16 protein-coding genes are annotated in these 17,982 nt (G+C 45.1%); 9 read left to right on the top strand and 7 right to left on the bottom strand.

The window, feature by feature from the left end:
- Position 1: 1 nt before the first annotated feature.
- Together HDC91_RS08555 and HDC91_RS08560 are read left to right on the top strand one after the other, a co-directional pair.
- Positions 2-430, top strand: a complete 429-nt coding sequence (locus tag HDC91_RS08555) for a DUF2750 domain-containing protein (protein WP_183550511.1) — start codon at positions 2-4, stop codon at positions 428-430.
- On the top strand, positions 430-1,218 hold the full coding sequence (locus HDC91_RS08560; protein ID WP_183550514.1) for a (Fe-S)-binding protein: 789 nt from the start codon (positions 430-432) through the stop codon (positions 1,216-1,218). The genes HDC91_RS08555 and HDC91_RS08560 overlap by 1 nt, the downstream gene beginning before the upstream one ends.
- A 161-nt stretch (positions 1,219-1,379) precedes the next feature.
- On the opposite strand, the gene HDC91_RS08565 is transcribed toward HDC91_RS08560, so the two are convergent.
- On the bottom strand, positions 1,380-1,865 hold the full coding sequence (locus tag HDC91_RS08565) for a hypothetical protein (protein ID WP_183550517.1): 486 nt from the start codon (positions 1,863-1,865) through the stop codon (positions 1,380-1,382).
- Positions 1,866-1,911: 46 nt separating this feature from the next.
- Between HDC91_RS08565 and HDC91_RS08570 the strand changes: the two genes are divergently transcribed.
- The 3 genes from HDC91_RS08570 (at position 1,912) to HDC91_RS08580 (ending at position 3,464) form a co-directional block, all read left to right on the top strand.
- Positions 1,912-2,394 carry an ABC transporter ATPase gene (locus HDC91_RS08570; protein WP_183550520.1) on the top strand — a complete coding sequence of 161 codons (483 nt, stop codon included), beginning with the start codon at positions 1,912-1,914 and terminating at the stop codon, positions 2,392-2,394.
- 51 nt (positions 2,395-2,445) lie between these two features.
- The gene (locus HDC91_RS08575) at positions 2,446-2,733 is read left to right on the top strand and encodes a YciI family protein (RefSeq protein ID WP_183550523.1); all 288 of its coding nucleotides are present in this window, start codon (positions 2,446-2,448) and stop codon (positions 2,731-2,733) included.
- A 116-nt stretch (positions 2,734-2,849) separates the two neighbouring features.
- Positions 2,850-3,464 carry a YdeI family protein gene (locus HDC91_RS08580; RefSeq protein WP_183550535.1) on the top strand — a complete coding sequence of 205 codons (615 nt, stop codon included), beginning with the start codon at positions 2,850-2,852 and terminating at the stop codon, positions 3,462-3,464.
- 24 nt (positions 3,465-3,488) lie between these two features.
- Here HDC91_RS08580 and HDC91_RS08585 read toward each other — a convergent pair whose 3' ends face one another.
- The 3 genes from HDC91_RS08585 to HDC91_RS08595 all read right to left on the bottom strand — a co-directional run bounded on the left by HDC91_RS08585 (position 3,489) and on the right by HDC91_RS08595 (position 8,012).
- Positions 3,489-5,423 carry a sensor histidine kinase gene (locus tag HDC91_RS08585; RefSeq protein ID WP_183550538.1) on the bottom strand — a complete coding sequence of 645 codons (1,935 nt, stop codon included), beginning with the start codon at positions 5,421-5,423 and terminating at the stop codon, positions 3,489-3,491.
- Positions 5,424-5,515: 92 nt separating this feature from the next.
- Entirely contained in the window at positions 5,516-6,595 is a 1,080-nt protein-coding gene (locus tag HDC91_RS08590; protein WP_183550541.1) for a lysylphosphatidylglycerol synthase transmembrane domain-containing protein, read from the bottom strand.
- A 16-nt stretch (positions 6,596-6,611) separates the two neighbouring features.
- Complete coding sequence (locus tag HDC91_RS08595) at positions 6,612-8,012, bottom strand: alkaline phosphatase family protein (RefSeq protein WP_183550556.1); 1,401 nt, start codon at positions 8,010-8,012, stop codon at positions 6,612-6,614.
- A 219-nt stretch (positions 8,013-8,231) separates the two neighbouring features.
- Here HDC91_RS08595 and HDC91_RS08600 point away from each other — a divergent pair, with 219 nt between their 5' ends.
- Positions 8,232-8,780 carry a hypothetical protein gene (locus HDC91_RS08600; RefSeq protein WP_183550559.1) on the top strand — a complete coding sequence of 183 codons (549 nt, stop codon included), beginning with the start codon at positions 8,232-8,234 and terminating at the stop codon, positions 8,778-8,780.
- A gap of 103 nt (positions 8,781-8,883) precedes the next feature.
- A complete protein-coding gene (locus HDC91_RS08605) occupies positions 8,884-11,064 on the top strand; it encodes a TonB-dependent receptor domain-containing protein (protein ID WP_183550562.1) in 2,181 nt (726 codons plus the stop codon).
- Positions 11,065-11,179: 115 nt separating this feature from the next.
- On the opposite strand, the gene HDC91_RS08610 is transcribed toward HDC91_RS08605, so the two are convergent.
- Complete coding sequence (locus HDC91_RS08610; protein ID WP_183550565.1) at positions 11,180-11,545, bottom strand: PleD family two-component system response regulator; 366 nt, start codon at positions 11,543-11,545, stop codon at positions 11,180-11,182.
- Positions 11,546-11,674: 129 nt separating this feature from the next.
- Here HDC91_RS08610 and HDC91_RS08615 point away from each other — a divergent pair, with 129 nt between their 5' ends.
- Positions 11,675-12,133 (top strand): DinB family protein, encoded by a 459-nt coding sequence (locus HDC91_RS08615; RefSeq protein ID WP_221262130.1) that lies wholly within the window; start codon positions 11,675-11,677, stop codon positions 12,131-12,133.
- Between the two features lie 170 nt (positions 12,134-12,303).
- On the opposite strand, the gene odhB is transcribed toward HDC91_RS08615, so the two are convergent.
- Both odhB and HDC91_RS08625 read right to left on the bottom strand, forming a co-directional pair.
- Complete coding sequence (gene odhB / locus HDC91_RS08620) at positions 12,304-13,902, bottom strand: 2-oxoglutarate dehydrogenase complex dihydrolipoyllysine-residue succinyltransferase (protein WP_183550568.1); 1,599 nt, start codon at positions 13,900-13,902, stop codon at positions 12,304-12,306.
- Positions 13,903-14,018: 116 nt separating this feature from the next.
- Complete coding sequence (locus HDC91_RS08625) at positions 14,019-16,823, bottom strand: 2-oxoglutarate dehydrogenase E1 component (protein ID WP_183550573.1); 2,805 nt, start codon at positions 16,821-16,823, stop codon at positions 14,019-14,021.
- Between the two features lie 119 nt (positions 16,824-16,942).
- Here HDC91_RS08625 and HDC91_RS08630 point away from each other — a divergent pair, with 119 nt between their 5' ends.
- A complete protein-coding gene (locus HDC91_RS08630; RefSeq protein WP_183550576.1) occupies positions 16,943-17,824 on the top strand; it encodes a DUF3667 domain-containing protein in 882 nt (293 codons plus the stop codon).
- Positions 17,825-17,982 lie beyond the last annotated feature (158 nt).

Below are 17,982 nucleotides of genomic sequence, written 5' to 3' on the forward strand. Positions count from 1 at the left end.
TATGCAAGCAGAATTAGAAGCAAAATATATAGCATTTATAGAGAAAGTAGCTGCAACCAAACAGGTTTGGGGCTTAAAAAGTAAAACAGGCTGGGCCAATGCCGAAGCTACCGACGAAGAAGATACGGCCGTAATCCCCTTTTGGAGCGACAGGGCGCTTGCCAAGGTATGCGCCCGCGACGACTGGAAAAGCTACCTGCCCACAGAAATACCTTTAGCTGCTTTTTTAGAGGATTGGTGCATGGGCATGGCCGAGAACGGAACCCTTGCAGGCATCAACTGGGATGCCAAAATGTTTGGGACGGAAGCCGGCGCGTTAGTGGTAGCGCTTGATATTTTAAACAGGCTGAATACTATCAACTCGGCCATAACATTTACCAATTACGATAGCATAAACCAGTTTATAACCGAGATAAGCGAAGAAGAATAATGGAACAGAAGATACCAGCCATGGCCGAAATGGCTGCCGAAGGCAAAGAACCCGAGATATTGTTCTGGGTAGGCTGTGCAGGCAGCTTTGACGAGCGCGCCCAAAAAATAACCCGCGATATTTGTAAGATATTGCAGCATGTGGGTATCAGCTACGCGGTATTGGGTACCGAGGAGAGCTGCACAGGCGACCCGGCCAAACGCGCGGGCAACGAGTTTTTGTTCCAGATGCAGGCCATGACCAATATTGAAGTGCTGAACGCCTACAATATCAAAAAAATAGTAACCGGGTGCCCGCATTGTTTTAACACCATCCGTAACGAATACCCCGGGCTGGGCGGAACATACGAAGTGATCCATCATACCCAACTGATACAAAGCCTCATTGATGAAGGCAAGCTAAAGGCCGAAGGCGGCGAAAGTTTTAAGGGCCGTAAAATCACCTTTCATGACCCATGCTACCTGGGCCGCGGTAACAACGTATACGAAGCCCCGCGCGCGGCGTTAGAGATTTTAGATACCGAACTGGTTGAAATGAAACGCTGCCGGAGCAACGGCCTGTGCTGCGGCGCAGGCGGCGCGCAAATGTTTAAAGAACCCGAACCCGGCAAAAAGGACATCAATGACGAACGCATGCTTGATGTAATTGAAGCCGGCGCCAACGTTATAGCATCGGGCTGCCCCTTTTGCATGACGATGCTTACCGATGGGGTGAAACATATGGAGAAAGAACAGGAAATAAAGGTGCTGGATATTGCCGAAATTACAGTGCGGGCAAACGGCTTATAAAGAACAAGGCATAAGTGACCCCTGATAAGTTTAAAACAGGGGTGTTATAGGTAAGCAAATAGGGTAAAAATAGCTGCTTTAGAAATAAAGCAATAACTAATTTTAATAACCCTAAACCTTATCACTTATTTCACTTTTACAATATCCTTTTACACATCATTTTACAAACCTTTCCCTTTCAAAAAAAGCAGTGCCTGTTTCAAACTGTCCACCCTTTGAGGTGGTAACTTTTTTATGGGTATATCCCAACGGGTGGCCATCGAATCGATATCACCTGCGGGGTCTTCATAGGTTTGGTAAATGATATCATCAGCTTGGGTCTTTATTTCGAGGGTGTCGGTAGCAGCTTTGCCGGGCAGGTAATTCAGCGCTGCAAACCGCTGTATGTTAAATGAATAATACTCCTGTTTACCCTGTTGATAAGTTTTTCGGAGACGCATAAAATGGTCCGGGGTAAGGATCATTTCGTACTTTTTCAATTTAGGTTCAGCAGTAGCGTCATAGCTTTCATTTAGCATGCGGTTGCCCCAGTTTAGCCATTCCTGGTCAGTCATAACGGGCCTGAAACCACCAAAAAAAGGGCACAATAAGGAAATTACTGCAATTATCAGCGCTTTTTTCCCTACCGGCATAAGTGATGTTTGCATGACAACTTATAATAAACCTAAATTAATAAATTGATAAATTTGCGGTATGGAATTTTCTTCACATTCACGGGTTTGGATATACCAGTCGGACAGAAAACTAACCGACGCAGAGGTACTGCAGGCACAGGTTTTACTGGATAATTTTACTGCCGGCTGGGCAGCCCACGGCAATAAATTACTTACCAAAGCCGAAATAAGATACAACCGTTTTTTTATATTAATGGTGGACGAGAGCCAGGCCGGCGCAAGCGGCTGCTCAATTGACAGCTCGGTTAACTTTATGAAAAAACTGGAACAGCAATTCGGCATCAGCCTTTTCGACAGGTTTAACCTGGCCTACCGCGATGGTGAAGAGATACGCTCGGTGCCCCGCCATCAGTTTGAAGAGCTGTTGAAAACCGGCCGGATAACTACCGAAACCATTGTGTTTAACAATCTGGCCCAAAACCTAACCGAACTGCAAACCAAATGGGAGGTGCCTTTTAAAGATAGCTGGCATATACAGCTGTTTGGGGATCTGGTTAATTAACTATTACAGTTTCCTCTTCTCTGATTCAGCAGTCACTAATCACTAAACGGCATGTTCATCATCAGCCTAAACTATACCGCCCCCCTTGAAGAGCTTGACAGGCACATGGAAGCCCACGTAAAGTATCTTAAGAAATACTATGCTGCCGATGTATTCATCATGAGCGGACGCAAAGTTCCACGCACAGGAGGCATCATCATAGCCCAGGCCGATTCGAAAGAGATATTGGAGAAGATCATTGCCGACGATCCGTTTTATAAGCACAAGCTCGCAGAATTTGAGATAACGGAGTTCCTGGCATCACAATCACACCCCGCGGTAAAAAAGGTTTTGCGGTAGCGACATCCATTGTCATCCTGAGGAACGAAGGATCTATCGGCAAGGCATATGTCGGCGATCAGATGCTTCACATACGTTCAGCATGACAATTCTTTGTAATTTATTTATATTGCATCATGGAACAGTACGACAGCCGTATTAATGCGTATATCGAAAAATCGGCAGACTTTGCAAAACCAATATTAACCCACCTGCGCGAACTGGTGCACCGTGCATCGCCCGGGATAACAGAAACCATAAAATGGAGCGCTCCGTTTTTTGAATACAAAGGTGTGCTATGCTTTATGATGGCCTTTAAACAGCACGCCGGCTTTGGCTTTTGGAAAGCCGATACTCTGCCCGACCCGCATGGCATAATACAGGATGAGGGCAATGCCGGCAGCATTGGCAAGCTCGTTACCCTTGCCGACTTGCCAGCTGACGATATATTGATCTGGTACATTCGCCAGGCCATGGAATTAAAAAACATGCCATCGGCCGCTGCGAAAGCTCCTGTAAAAAAGGCAGCACCTAAAGCAATCATACTAACTGATACACCCGGTTATCTTACCGAATTGCTTGATAAAAATCCGGATGCAAAGGCCTATTTTGAAAAATTTAGTCCGTCGCAAAAAAAGGAATATATCACCTGGTTTGAAGAAGCTAAAACAGAAACAACACGCGATAAACGCTTAGCAGAAGGCATTGCCTGGATAAGCGAAGGCAAAACCCGCCATTGGAAGTACAAGTAAACGCCGGCACATTACACTTGGCTACTATGCAGGTACATTAACCGTTACGGTAGTGCCCTTCCCCGGTGCCGAATCGTAAGTAATAGTTCCCCTTAAATACTCGATACGGGTAAGGATGTTTTTTAATCCTATGCCTGCAAAGCCGTTGGGTTTAGTGGCATCAAAGCCTATACCATTATCTTTTATAACGGCGCTGATTTGGCCCGCATTACGCTTCAATATAATATCAAGCTGTGTAGCTTTGGCGTGTTTAATTACGTTGTTAACACTTTCTTGTATAATACGGTAAAGCATGGTCTCTACGTTGCTCTCCAGGCGGTCTTTAAAACCGGTGGTTTCCAGCTTTATCTTCAGGCTGTCTGCATCAATTTTTTTGATGAAACTCTTCAGATCTGATGCGATGCCCGACCGCAGCAGCATATTCGGCATCATCTGGTGTGATATTACGCGCACCTCCTTACAGCTTTCGTCAACCAGGGCAAGGGTATTTTCGGCTAAAAACCTGTCTTCCTCCCGTGGTATAGTGATCCTGTCAAACAAGCCGTTAAGGTTCATTTTTACCGCAGAGAACAACTGCCCCACCCCGTCATGCAGGTCGGCGCCTATGCGTTTGCGTTCATGCTCTTCAGCATCAATAACTGCTTTAGTCAGCATATCCTGATGATGCAGCATTTGCGCCTGTAACAGCGCTTTTTGCTTTAGTTTGTTACGGTTATATACCAGCCCTGCCACCAATAACGAGATCAGGAGCAGCCCCACAACAATGGCTATGGTAGTTTTTTGCTTGTTGATGGATAGTTTCTGAATAGTGTTCTCTTTATTAAGCAAATTTATCTTTTGCTCTTTTTTCTCAGTTTCAAATTTGGTTTGCATTAGGGCTATCTGCTTGTTACTATCCTCGTTAACCAGCGCCAGGCTTATGGCCTGATATTTTTGATGAGCCGCCAGCGCGTTCTTGTAATCGCCTAAGCTTTCATATATCTGGCTTAATGATTGCCAGCCCGATTTTTCGCCCTGTTTGTACTTACTTTCCTGGCTTAGCCGCAGGCCTTTCTTCATCCAGTCCAACGCTGTGTTAAATTCCCTTTTTTCGGTATAAATAGCGCTGATGTTCATGTAGGTATCACTAATTTGTTTTTTATCGCCAAAAAACTCATCCAATTTTAGTACCTCCTGCTGATATTTAAGCCCCTTGTCGTAATCTTTCATGGCAGTGTAGCAATTGGCCATGTTAGAGTAAACCTGCGATAGTCCCCGGGTATCGTTATGCTGTTTACAAATCAATAGTGCCTCCGCGTCCATCTTTAAGGCCTTTTCAAACTGGCCGCCCTGCCCGTACACGTTAGCCAGCAATTGCAGGCAGCTTACAGTTATATTACTGTTATTTATTTTTTTGCCCAGCTTAAGGCCCATCAGCCCGTAGCGCTCTGCTTCAACGGGGTTTTGGTTGTCAAAATAAACGAGGGCCAAATTTCCCAATGATGCGCTGATACCCGTGGTATCCTTCATTTTTTCGCGGATGGCGAGGGCTGCAAGGTGGTTCTTGATAGCTTCGCTGTAATTACCGGTTTGCCAGTAATACACACCCAGGCTGCTATGGCCTTTGGCAACTATTAGCGGCAAGTTATTTTTTTTTGCTAACTGTAAACACTTTTCAGCGTATACCTTCATCGCATCAAATTCGCCTTTGAACGAGCTTTGTACGGCCATGAACGAGTAAATATTGGCAAGGCCTTTCTGGTATTTTATTTTTTGGGAGATAGCCATCGATCGGTCTATCATTTTTTGGGATTCGGCCGGATCCATACGCTGTAGTTCGAGCGCTATTTTGTAGTAGGTATCGGCTTTTGCAGTATCGGCCTTTGCAGCTACCAACACACGTTTTAAACTGTCGATCTTTTGGTTTTGGGCGAGTGCAAAAACTGGCATGCACAGTAACATCAACAATAACTTTCTCATCAGGGGAATAAGATTTAGTTATTAAAGATATATTATTTACGGCTATTGGTAAAAAATATTTACTTGCAGAAAATTAATTTAATCGGGTAGTATTAGTCCTTCTTCATGGTTTGCTTCCGCAGCAGGTTTAACACCACATAAGCCCCTATCAGCGCGGGGAAAAACAACAGGAACGACCGCTGCAGTAACGTAAAAATGGGTATTAAACCGGCGGGTACTATTTTGCCGAATAATGTAGATATAAAACCTTCGGCAAAGCCGCTGCCGCCGGGGGTTGGCGCAAAATATATCATAAACTGTATAAGTATCTGTATGGATATCACCTGCACCAGGTTAGCGTTAACGCCTAAACCAAGTAACAACACCCATTGCAGGCAATACTTGTTCATATAAAGCGCTGTTGTGATAACAAGACTCAACGGGAACAAAAACGGATTTTTCCTGATAATAACACTGCACGTTTGCTGGTATTTGCTGACACTTGCGAAAGAATTATCTGCCCATCCGGCTAATTTTTCCCTCCTTTTAGGGAAAACGGCTGATAAGCCGTTAGCAATTTTTTTTATGATATTGCCTATCCAAAGCGGTTTCCAGAAGGCTAATAAAAAGGCCAGCAAAAACAACAGAAAAAAACTAAAGCCATACTTAAGCATGGCCGGCACCATACTACCAACTTCGGTAGTATCCATCAGCATAATGGCCACAAAGCCTGCCAGCGGCATAAATATCAGCGTAGCGCCCATGTTTAATAAAGTCACTGCGAACGAATCGATAAAAGTTACGCCGTTGCTGGTGTACACAAATATTTGTGCCGGTCCTGCCCCGCCGTGCGCAGGCGTTACCGCCCCCATAAACATATTGGCCACGTTTGCCCTGAAGCTTACCCAGTGCGAAACTCCCGGAGCCATTTTACGGATATAGATATGGTTACGCCAGCTCCCCAGCATCAGATCGATAAACAGCATTACAAAGCAAATGGCAATATACTTGTATGATATGTGTGATAAGGCCTTAACCGTATCGCCGGTATTATTGTAGAAAAACACCACAGCAATTGTAGCTATGGTAATTAAAGCAAACCAAAAGGCACCTTTTATAATAACCTTTTTGTTAAATACATTTTTTGCTTCCTGCTTTTCGGGTTCAGCGTTATGCGGCGTGGTTGGTGTCATTTATTATGGCAGATAATTAAAATAATGGTTCACCTTCCGAGCTTGCCGGCGTGATGCCTTTCCACTTTAGTATACTGTCAAACAGGTCGGCGGTGCGCATTGGGTCCGCGTTCCAGCCTTTTTGATTGTATATCATAGGTACATGCATGTGGTACCTGTGTAACGACCCATGCGAACCTTTATGTTCAGGATATTCCCAAAAATCACGCAGGTCGTGCCCTAAACTTGCACTGATCACAATATCCCCAGCCCTGCGGCTCTGAAACAACTGGTAGATCTGGAATACCGCATCCGGATAGTCGGTGTTAAACGTGGCCTTTAAAATGGCGCGATGGCCGTTAGCCTCTACCCTGCCTGCATATCTTAGTACATCGGCTGTAAGTGGTTCGTAAGTAAACACATTATCCTTAACCGAAATTTTGGCTTTTCCCTGCTTGTTGTGCACAATAAAGGTTTGTTCCTCGTCGCCGCGGTAAATGGCAAAATCAACGGCGTCTTCGTTTAACAGCAGTTGTAAGCGTTCGGCACCCATAGCTTCGATGATTTCCGTTTCGCGCAGTACATGATCGCCGGGGTGGTTCAGGAAGTGGATACTGCCGAATGAATTACCCGATATCATTACCGCGCATTTTGGCTTGCTTTTCCAGATCACCGGGTAGTAAACAGATTTTAGCCCGTGATCGGTCATCCAGTCGGCCAGGTCAAGATGTTTTGTGGTTGGGGTAAGGCCATGGTCAGATGTCATCACAAAAAGCGTATCATCCCATTTGCCCTGCTCCTCTAATTTGGCACGCACTTCGCCCAGGCTGTTATCGGCAATTTTGTATGCCTCAACCGTGCGCGCGTCGCGGATATGGTGGTAATGCGAATCCCAGTCAACGCTTGGGAAAACCGCGAACAGGAAGTCGAAGTCCTTACCTGAATTAAGCATCTCCATAATACGCTGGTGGCCCTGTATATCAACCGGGTGGTGGCGCAGTTTAAAATGCGCGCGCATGTATAATAAACCTTTGCCCTTTTTGCCCAGGTCGTACTCGTCGGGCACGCTGCGGGTTATCATGTTATACAGGTTGTACGATTCGCCCATCAGCTCAAACAGTGTGGGTTTATCGGCAGGCATATCAGTATTAAACCATGCCGCCTCGGGCCCGCAATAACTGCGCATGGCCAGTTTATTGAAACGTGTGCGTTTAAACTCCTTTTTATCAAACCAGCGTATGCCGGTGATGTCCATAGTACCAGGGAAATGCCCGGTTAAAAACGGCAGGTATGCCGGTCCCGTTGTTGATGGGAAACAGGTAGTTGCCTTGCGGTAAGTACCCTCTTCAGTTATTCGCTTTATGTTTGGCAGTAGGCCTTGTTCTATCAGTTCGGGTAAAACTTCGCTGTGGGCGCCGTCAACTAAATAAAAAAGCACTCGCTTTTTGCTTTGCATCAATAGTAAAAATATAAAAAAAACGGCTTCTAAACACTCACAGGGCCGTTATGACAATTATGTTAACAATTGTAAAATAAATAAATAAATATTAAACTATGCGCTACGTAGCGCAACTATTATGCCCGCTTTTATTTTTTTACGCGAGGATGCAATGTTTTGAAAGTTTTAGCTAAAATTGTGAAAAAGCCATACCAACGCTTGAAAAGATTTTTTGCCATATTTTTGCTGCTTATCCACTTTTTTAATTGGGGTGGCTACATGCTGCTGCAAAATTATATGCTGGACCTATCTGACAGGCACATGAACGACCTGATAAGCCACAACCTGTACGACCCTAACGCGCTGGTGGAGCTTAAAATAAAACAAAACTTGCCCGGCATTAACGAATGGCCGGATTATAAGAACGTAAGCGGATCTATCCAGCTAAAAAATGCCTGTTACAATTACGTAAAGCTTAAATTTACAAAAGATACGCTATACGTAATGTGCGTACCCAACTACGAAAAAACCAAGTTGATAGATAATAACGTGATATACGCCAAACAGATAAATGATATCCCTACCGACAAGGGTAACGATGCATCTGCAAAAAAAGGCGGACCGGATGTAAAATACGATCACCCTCAACTGGTAATCAGTTTTTTAAATTTTGAAAACATCCCGCCACGGGGCATTAATAAAATATATAACCTTTCTGCCGATCCGTTTATCGGTACACCGGGGCAGCCGCCTGAAACTTTGGGTTAACAACTCTTTTCCAGCATCTTATATCGTATGGCAAGGCATTACTATGCTTTGTACTGATGCTCCATTATTAAAAATCTACGTCAGTTAACTCTAAGAATCTATAATGAAATATTTATACAAAGGGCTGCTGCTTGCTGCATTTACAGCGGGCGTTTACAATGTGCAGGCCCAAAACACAAAAAAGGATACCCTTAAACTCGACAGCGTTATCATTAAAGAGTCGCGGGCTAAAAGTTTACCCGATGTAAGCGGCACTACTATTTTCGCCGGTAAAAAAACCAATATAATTTATGCCAACCCCGGCAAGGCTAACCTTGCAGCTAACCTGGCACGCATACTGTTTGCACAAACACCGGGCGTAAACGCCTGGGAAATGGACGGCGCGGGCTTGCAGATAAATATTGGTACCCGCGGCACTGATATGCACCGCTCGATAGAAACCAACATGCGTCAAAACGGTTACAACACCAACTCGGATGTATTTGGCTACCCCGAAAACCATTACAACCTGCCGTTTCAGGCTATTGGCGAGGTGCAATATGTGCGCGGCGCGGCAGCATTACAATTTGGCAGCCAGTTTGGCGGGATGATGAACTTTAAGATAAAAGAACCTGATACCAGCAGGGCATTTACTTTTGAAAGCGAACAAACAGCCGGATCCAACCGCTTTTTTAACTCGTATAATGCCATTGGCGGCAAAGCGGGTAAGGTAACTTATTATGCTTACTATGATATGCGCAGCGGCAACGGCTGGCGGCCCCACGCGGCATTTAATTACCGTGCTTATTACGCTAATATCAAATATCAGTTTAATGATAAAGGCAGCCTGGCGTTCCAGTTCTCGCGATCAGACTATGTGCAGCAAATTGCCGGTGGATTAACCGATGCGCAATTTGAGGCCAACCACAGGCAATCGAACCGGTTCCGTAACTTTTTTAACCCTGAAATAAACATCCCGGCTATCTTGCTTAATTATAATTTCAGTAAAAACACCAGGCTTGAAGTTACCTCGCATGCGCTGATAGGCCAGCGCAACAGCGTGCAGTTCATCGCGCCGTCAAACGTAAACGATACGCTGAACACCACGCTCAAAACCCTTAACCCTCGCCAGGTCGACCGCGATTACTACGATGCCTTTACCACCGAAGCCCGTATTGCGCACACGTATAAATTGGGCAACCAGCAAAGCACCTTAAGCGCAGGGGTACGCTACTTTACCCAGCTGACCAAGCGCCGCCAAAAAGGTACCGGCACAACCGCCACCGATTTTGACCTGGGCCTGGTTAAAGATTACGGTATCGATCTTAAATTAAAGACCCGAAACTACGCTGTATTTGCCGAAAACCTTTTAAAAATAACCGGCAGATTTTCGGTTACGCCGGGCGCACGCTTAGAGGTTATTAACACCGATATGAGCGGCCTTGTTGCCAACCGCGCGGTACCGGTATCATATAAAGACAATCGTAGTTTCCCGCTATTTGGCACGGGCCTGCAGTACCAGGTAACCAATAGCAGCCAGCTATATGGTAACTTTTCGCAGGCTTACCGTCCCTATATTTACGCGGCCGTTACCCCGGCAGACCAGCTAACCATTGTTGACCCTAACATGAAGGACAGCAAAGGTTACGATGCCGACCTGGGTTACCGTGGCCACATCAAGTCTGTATTCAGCTTTGATATTAACGCCTTTTATGTTTACTACGGCGACCGCCCCGGTACACTTACCACTACCGATGCATCAAATGTAACCCACCTGTATTTAACCAATATTGGCAACGCGGTAACCAAAGGCATCGAAGCTTATACCGAGATATCGCTCATCAGGTCGTTCAACCGGAAGTCGGGCAGCGATATCCGCCTGTTCAATACACTGGCTTATACACACGGCAGGTATACCAGCGGATCTGTCAACGTTAATGGCGTTAACAATAGCCTAAAAGGCAACAAAGTTGAAGGCACCCCCGGGTGGACCAACCGCACCGGCCTTACCTATTTAAGCGGGCATATTACCAGCAGCCTGATATTAAGCTACATTGGCAACAACTTCAGTGATGCCAACAACACCACTTTTAACCCAACCGGTGCAAGTGGTATAGTACCCGCCTATAAGGTAGTAGATTGGGCGTTTAACTATAATTTTCTTAAAAACTACCACGTTACCTTTAATGTAAACAACATTCTGAACGAGAAATACTTTACCCGCAGGATAAATATGTACCCCGGCCCGGGTATTTTACCTGCCGACGGCACATCGTTTAATGTAGGATTGGGGTTAAGGCTGTAGACTCCCCCAGCCCCTTGAAGGGGCAGTAAATTTTAAATAAGAAAAGCCCAACTCATAAAAGTTGGGCTTTTCTTGTTTAAGGTTCTCCAAAACTCCCCCTTCAGGGGGCTGGGAGTTAAATATGTTTCTTTACAATGGCGTTCAGTTCGTCCAGATCGAAAGGTTTTTTAAGATAACCATCAGACAAGCCGGCTTTTGCAATTTCGGCTACGTTGCTTACCGCAGACACAATGATTACAGGTATGTGGCTTGTTTTAGGATCAGATTTTAATTCGTAGCTTAATTGCTGGCCGCTGGCGTCGCTTTTCCATTCGGTAAGCCAGTTATCTAACAGTATCAGGTCGGGTTTATGCTGGTCTATAAATTTTAAAATCCTCGAATTTTCAGATGATATAACCTCATATCCCTCGCTTTCAAGAGCAAAGGTTACAGTGTCCCTGATATCCTTATCATCCTCAATAACTAAAATTTTCTTAGCCATAACGTTACCAATATCCTATATCTGCTTGTTAATATTATAACAGCAAAGCGGTAGTATTGTTTATGTGCACATGCAGCCATTTTAAGGATACACCGCCACTATAACCGATACAACTTATATATTTGAGTTATGATAGAAAAACAACTGGAAATTATGCGCAGGCCGCGCCTTAACATAGTTAACACCCTTAACGATTTTAGCCTGGAGCAGTTAAACAAGATACCCGCGGGCTTTAATAACAATATTATATGGAACCTGGGCCACATGGTAGCCGCCCAGCAGGGCGTTTGCTACAAACGCGCAGGGTTGGATACCTGGGTTGACGATGCGTTCTTTCAAAGGTATAAGCCCGAAAGCAAACCTGAAGGCCCGGTAGATGCCGCAGGGTTTGAGGAAATAAAAACCTTGTTAACAACCAGTTTAGACCAGCTGGAGCACGACTATAAAAACGGCATTTTCAGCACTTACCCCACCTGGACCACCCGCTATGGGGTAACTATGGCCAGCATAGATGACGCGCTTGCGTTTTTGCCGTTTCATGAAGGGCTGCACATTGGTTATATTATGGCAATGAGGAAACTGGTGTAGAAGGCACAATAAAACCACAGTTCATTGCGAGGAGCGTAGCGACGCGGCAACCTCGTAGCCAATGCATGAACGCTTTTCATATGACGAGATTGCCGCAATATCGCTTGCAATGACATATAAAACAACAAAGCCCGGCATAACCGGGCCTTATATTATTCAAAAATTCGTAATTATACTCCTAAAAGTAACCTTGTTGGGTCCTCCAATAATTGTTTTACACGTACCAGGAAGCTTACCGATTCGCGGCCATCAATGATACGGTGATCGTATGACAGGGCCAGGTACATCATCGGGCGGATAACTACCTGTCCGTTTACGGCAACCGGGCGCTCGATAATATTGTGCATACCCAATATGGCCGATTGCGGCGAGTTTAGTATCGGGGTCGACATCATGGAACCAAACACGCCGCCATTGGTGATGGTGAACGTACCGCCGGTCATTTCTTCCAGCGTGAGTTTGCTTTCGCGGGCTTTGCCTGCAAGTACCACAATGGCTTTTTCAATTTCGGCAAGGCTCATGCTCTCGGCATTGCGGATAACCGGAACCACCAGCCCTTTTGGTGCAGATACCGCTATCGAAATGTCAGCAAAATTGCTGTAAACTATTTCTTCACCCTCTATGCGTGCGCCAACAGCAGGCCATTCTTTTAATGCCTCGGTAACGGCTTTAGTAAAAAACGACATAAAGCCCAGGCCAACGCCATGTTTCTCTTTAAATTTATCCTTGTATTTACCACGGAGTTCCATTATCGGCTGCATATCTACCTCGTTAAAGGTAGTTAACATAGCTGTTTCGCTTTTAACGGCTACCAAACGCTTGGCAACGGTTTTGCGTAACGACGACATTTTTTCGCGGTGGTCGCTTCTGGCGCCAGGTGCCGGTTGCGAAGTTTGAGGTGCCGGCGTAGCAGCGGCAGGCTTTTGACTTTCTGCTTTTGGCTTTTGAGTTTCAACCTGCGCGTTAAGTGCATCACCTTTAGTAATGCGGCCATCAACGCCGGTACCATTCACTGACGATGCTTCAACGCCCTTTTCGGCTAATATTTTTGCGGCAGCAGGCGAAGGGGTCCCCGATGCATAAGTTGTTCCTCTTGACGGTGTGGTTTGCGGCGACTCGTTCGCTTTATCTACAATCGACTGCGAAATAGGTGTAGGGGTTACCGGCGCAGAAGCACCGCTACCTTCAATGGTACAAACCACTGCGCCAATGGCCAGGGTATCGCCTTCTTTGGCTATAGTTTTCAGCGTACCGGCCTTTTCGGCAGTAAGCTCAAATGTTGCTTTATCAGATTCCAGCTCGGCAATGGCTTCGTCCATCTCAACGGCATCACCATCCTTTTTTATCCAGCGCGATAGGGTTACTTCGGTAATAGACTCGCCAACAGGTGGTACTTTTATTTCTAATGACGAACCGCCCTGGTCCGGTGCCGGTGCATAACCATTGGCAGGCACTTCGGGGCTATCGGCCTTTGCAGGTTCGTTTGCCGCAACAGGTGCAGCGGGCGCTTTATCAGCAGCAGTTGGGGCTGCGTCGCCTTCATCAATAGTTGCTACCGTTGCGCCAATGGCCAATACATCGCCTTCGGCGGCTGCGGTCTTCAAAGTTCCGGCCTTTTCGGCAGTAAGCTCAAATGTCGCCTTATCTGATTCCAGTTCGGCTATCACTTCGTCCATTTCTACATGGTCACCATCCTTTTTTTTCCAGGCTGATAAGGTTACTTCGGTAATGGATTCGCCTACCGGCGGAACTTTTATTTCTAAACTCATATTTATAGTAGTTGTAGTGTTTTTGTTAGTTGAAAGTATAAAGTTAAAGGTTGAAAGTAGAGAGAGTGTGCGCGTTCAAAAACTTTTAACTTTCTACTTTAAACTTTAAACTCTTATCAATCTGCCCCCGCGTTAGCCATTTTTTCGGTTGTTTTTTTGATAGTTTCTTTAACCAGTTTGCCGGCAGGCGCTTCAAATGCCTTTGACACAATATGTAATTGCTGCGCAGCATGCTGTTTGGCAAAACCTGTAGCGGTGCTGCTGCCCTCAAGGCGCGATATCACATCAAGGTTTAAATACTTATCGCTATGAAACTTACGGCAAATATACGGCCATGCGCCCATGTTCTCCGGTTCTTCCTGTACCCAGAAAAACTCGGTAGCCTTTTCGTATTTGGCTTTTACCTTTAATATTTGCTGTACCGGCGTTGGGTATAGTTGTTCGATGCGTACAATGGCCACATCCTTGCGCTTATCTGCCTGTTGCTTTTCAAACAGGTCGTAATAAACTTTACCAGTACAAAGTAATACGCGTTTAACTTTTTTAACATCGGCGTAAGTGTCATCAATCAATTCGTGAAACTTGCCATTTGTAAAATCTTCCAGCGGCGACACGCAATTAGGGCTGCGCAATAAGCTTTTTGGCGTAAATATAATAAGCGGCTTGCGGAAATTGCGGTGCATTTGCCTGCGTAGTATGTGAAAGAAGTTTGCGGGCGTAGTGCAATTGGCCACTTGTATGTTATCATCAGCGCAAAGCTCTAAAAAGCGCTCAACCCGTGCCGACGAATGCTCGGGACCCTGGCCTTCATAACCGTGCGGCAGTAACATTACCAACCCGTTACCACGCTGCCATTTTGTTTCGGCGCTGGCAATATACTGGTCAACAATGATCTGCGCGCCATTAAAGAAATCGCCAAACTGGGCCTCCCAAATGGTTAATGCCTTGGGGTTGGCTAAAGCGTAACCATATTCAAAACCCAACACGCCGTATTCTGATAGCAGCGAATTGTATATACTTAGCTTTGCTTGTGTATCTATAGTTTCCAGCGGGGTGTATTCATCTTCCGAATCGGCCAGGGTAAGTACCGCGTGGCGATGCGAGAAGGTACCGCGCTTAACGTCCTCGCCGCTTAACCTTACCGGGAAACCCTCTTTTAATAAAGTGCCGTAAGCCAGCAGTTCGCCCATTGCCCAGTCGAACACGCCGGTTTTATTAACCATCTCGTTACGGTCCTGAAACAATTTCTCAATTTTTTTAAAGAATTGCTTGCCTTTTGGCAGTACCGTTAACTTGTTCCCTATTTCGATGAGCGTATCTTTATCAACCGAGGTTTCAACTGTGCTTATCATTTCGCGGTGATTAGCCAAATGCAGTCCGCTCCATGCGCCTTCAAACATCGGTATGGTATCGGTAAACCTGTCGGCAGCTTTTGCCTCATCCAGCATTTGCTGCAATTCGGCGCGGAAGGTTTTCTCTAATTGTTTGGCATATTTATCGTCGATGCTGCCTTCGTCAACCAGCTTTTTGTTGTATATCTGCAGCGGGTTAGGGTGTGCTTCAATTGCCTTGTATAATACCGGCTGTGTAAATTTAGGCTCGTCGGCCTCATTGTGTCCGTAACGGCGGTAACAAAGTATATCAATAAATACGTCCTCGTTAAACACCTGCCTGTACTCCATAGCCAGGTTAACTACGTAAACCAATGCCTCAACATCATCACCGTTTACGTGAAATACCGGCGAAAGAACCGTTTTAGCCACATCGGTGCAATAAGTACTTGAGCGGGCATCCTTATAATTGGTGGTAAAGCCTATCTGGTTGTTAATTACCAGGTGTATGGTACCGCCGGTACGGTAGCCGTCCAGCTTTTCCATCTGTAAAACTTCATAAACAATCCCTTGCCCCGCTATAGATGCATCGCCATGTATCAATATCGGGGCTATCTTTGAATGATCGCCATTATGTTTGTAATCAATTTTTGAACGGGTGATGCCTTCTACCACAGGGTCAACCGCCTCTAAGTGTGATGGATTGGGGCAAAGGCTTAAGTGCACTTTTTTTCCTTCGGCTGTTTCCACATCGGTTGAAAAGCCTAAGTGGTATTTCACATCACCGCCAAACGGAGATCCCGAGTCGTAATTCTTACCTTCAAACTCCGAGAACACCTCTTTGTAGGTTTTCTCCATGATGTTGGTAAGTACATTTAAACGGCCCCGATGCGCCATACCAATAATAAACTCCTCAATACCCAGTACCGATCCCCTTTTTATAACCGAATTAAGCGCCGGGATCAGGGCTTCTGCCCCTTCAAGCGAAAAGCGTTTCTGGCCCAGGAATTTTGTGCCCAGGAAATTCTCAAATACAACGGCCTCGTTCAGTTTGGCCAGCATCAGCTTTTTTTCTTCAAGCGTGAACGATGGGGTGTTGCGTTTGCTTTCCATCCGGTCCTCAAACCATTTAAGCTTAATAGGGTTGCGGATGTAAGTATATTCGGCGCCGATAGACTGGCAATAGGTTTGTTCTAAAAGCTGGCGTATATCGCGCAGGGTTGCGGGGCCTAAGCCAACTTCAACGCCGGCGTTAAAAACGGTATCCATATCTGCCTCGCTTAAGCCAAATGTTTCCAGCTCTTTACCCGGAAAATATTTGCGGCGCTCGCGTACCGGGTTGGTTTTAGTGAACAGATGGCCGCGGTTGCGATACCCGTTTATCATGTTTAATACATTGATCTCTTTCAGAAAGTGCTCAGGCGTTTCGGTGGTAGCAGCCGCCATGCCCTGGCCGTCTTTGCCAAAATCAAAGCCTTCAAAAAACTTTTGCCAGCCAAAATCTATCGATTCGGGGTCCTGTTTGTAAGCTTCATATAATGTATTAATATAGGCTGCGTTTCCGCTATTGATGTAATTGAGGCGATCCATGAGAAACCAATGTTATAAACGGTACAAAACTAAGCATTATAGAACTAAATGCTAAAAATATATACATTACTTTTAATGCATTTAGCAATTTATTACATTTAAGCATTAATGATATTGATGTGCGTAAACCTGGGCCAACTATAAAGCATAACCAAACCAATCTTGATTTTGTAAACTGTGCATCGTGCGGCCACATCATCAATGGTAATTATTGTAACGTTTGTGGTGAAAAAGTTATTGCAGAACATGATTTTGTACTAAAGCACTACGTTGAGGAATCGTTTGAGGGGCTTACACATTTCGATACCAAGTTTTTCAGATCGGTTAAGGTTTTGATATTAAAACCGGGAATGCTTACCGTTAATTTTTCGGCAGGCAAAAGGGTAAACTTTGTTAAGCCGTTTCAGCTGTTCCTGATATGCAACCTTATTTTCTTCCTGCTCGCGGGTAAGCTCAATATATTTTCGCAATCGTTATGGGCTTTTTATGATTATAGGCCCTACACTTACTTCAATACTAAAAATGTCATTTTAGCCAAAGCAACTAACAACAAACAGTTTGAAAAATTAACCATTGCTTTTAACGAACACATAGGCACCGAATCTAAATTATTTATCGTGCTGTTCATACCCGTACTGGCAGCTGCGTTCGCATTACTTTTTATCAACCGTAAAAAATATTTCTCAGAACACCTGGTGTTTGCAACGCATTACTTCTCGTTCATCCTTATCTACTACGCGGCTTTCACTACATTGATAAGCACCCCGTTTTACGCATTCAATAAAACCAACTTTTCGGCTTCTTTTGATGCCTTAAGTTCGCTTATTAACCTTATTGTCTTTGGCATTTACCTGGGTATCGCCGCCCGGCGCTTCTATAAAACCGGCATAGCTTTTACGGTTGCTGCGGCGTTATTCACAGTAATATTTTTCACGATGGCATTATACGGTTACCGCATACTTCTTTTTTACAAAACCATATACGGCGTACATATTTCCTGATGAATGTTTTAGTGTAATAACTTTTGCAGAAAACTGCGGAGATAGGCAACCCCTTCGAACAATACAGCCAGCAGGCCTATAATGATGGTAAATTGTTCAAATGGGTTCATGATACTATATATACGCTAAGATATTGCTTTTGTTGCGTTTATACCAGT

The sequence above is a fragment of the Mucilaginibacter sp. AK015 genome (assembly GCF_014200785.1).
In the GTDB taxonomy this organism is placed as follows: domain Bacteria; phylum Bacteroidota; class Bacteroidia; order Sphingobacteriales; family Sphingobacteriaceae; genus Mucilaginibacter.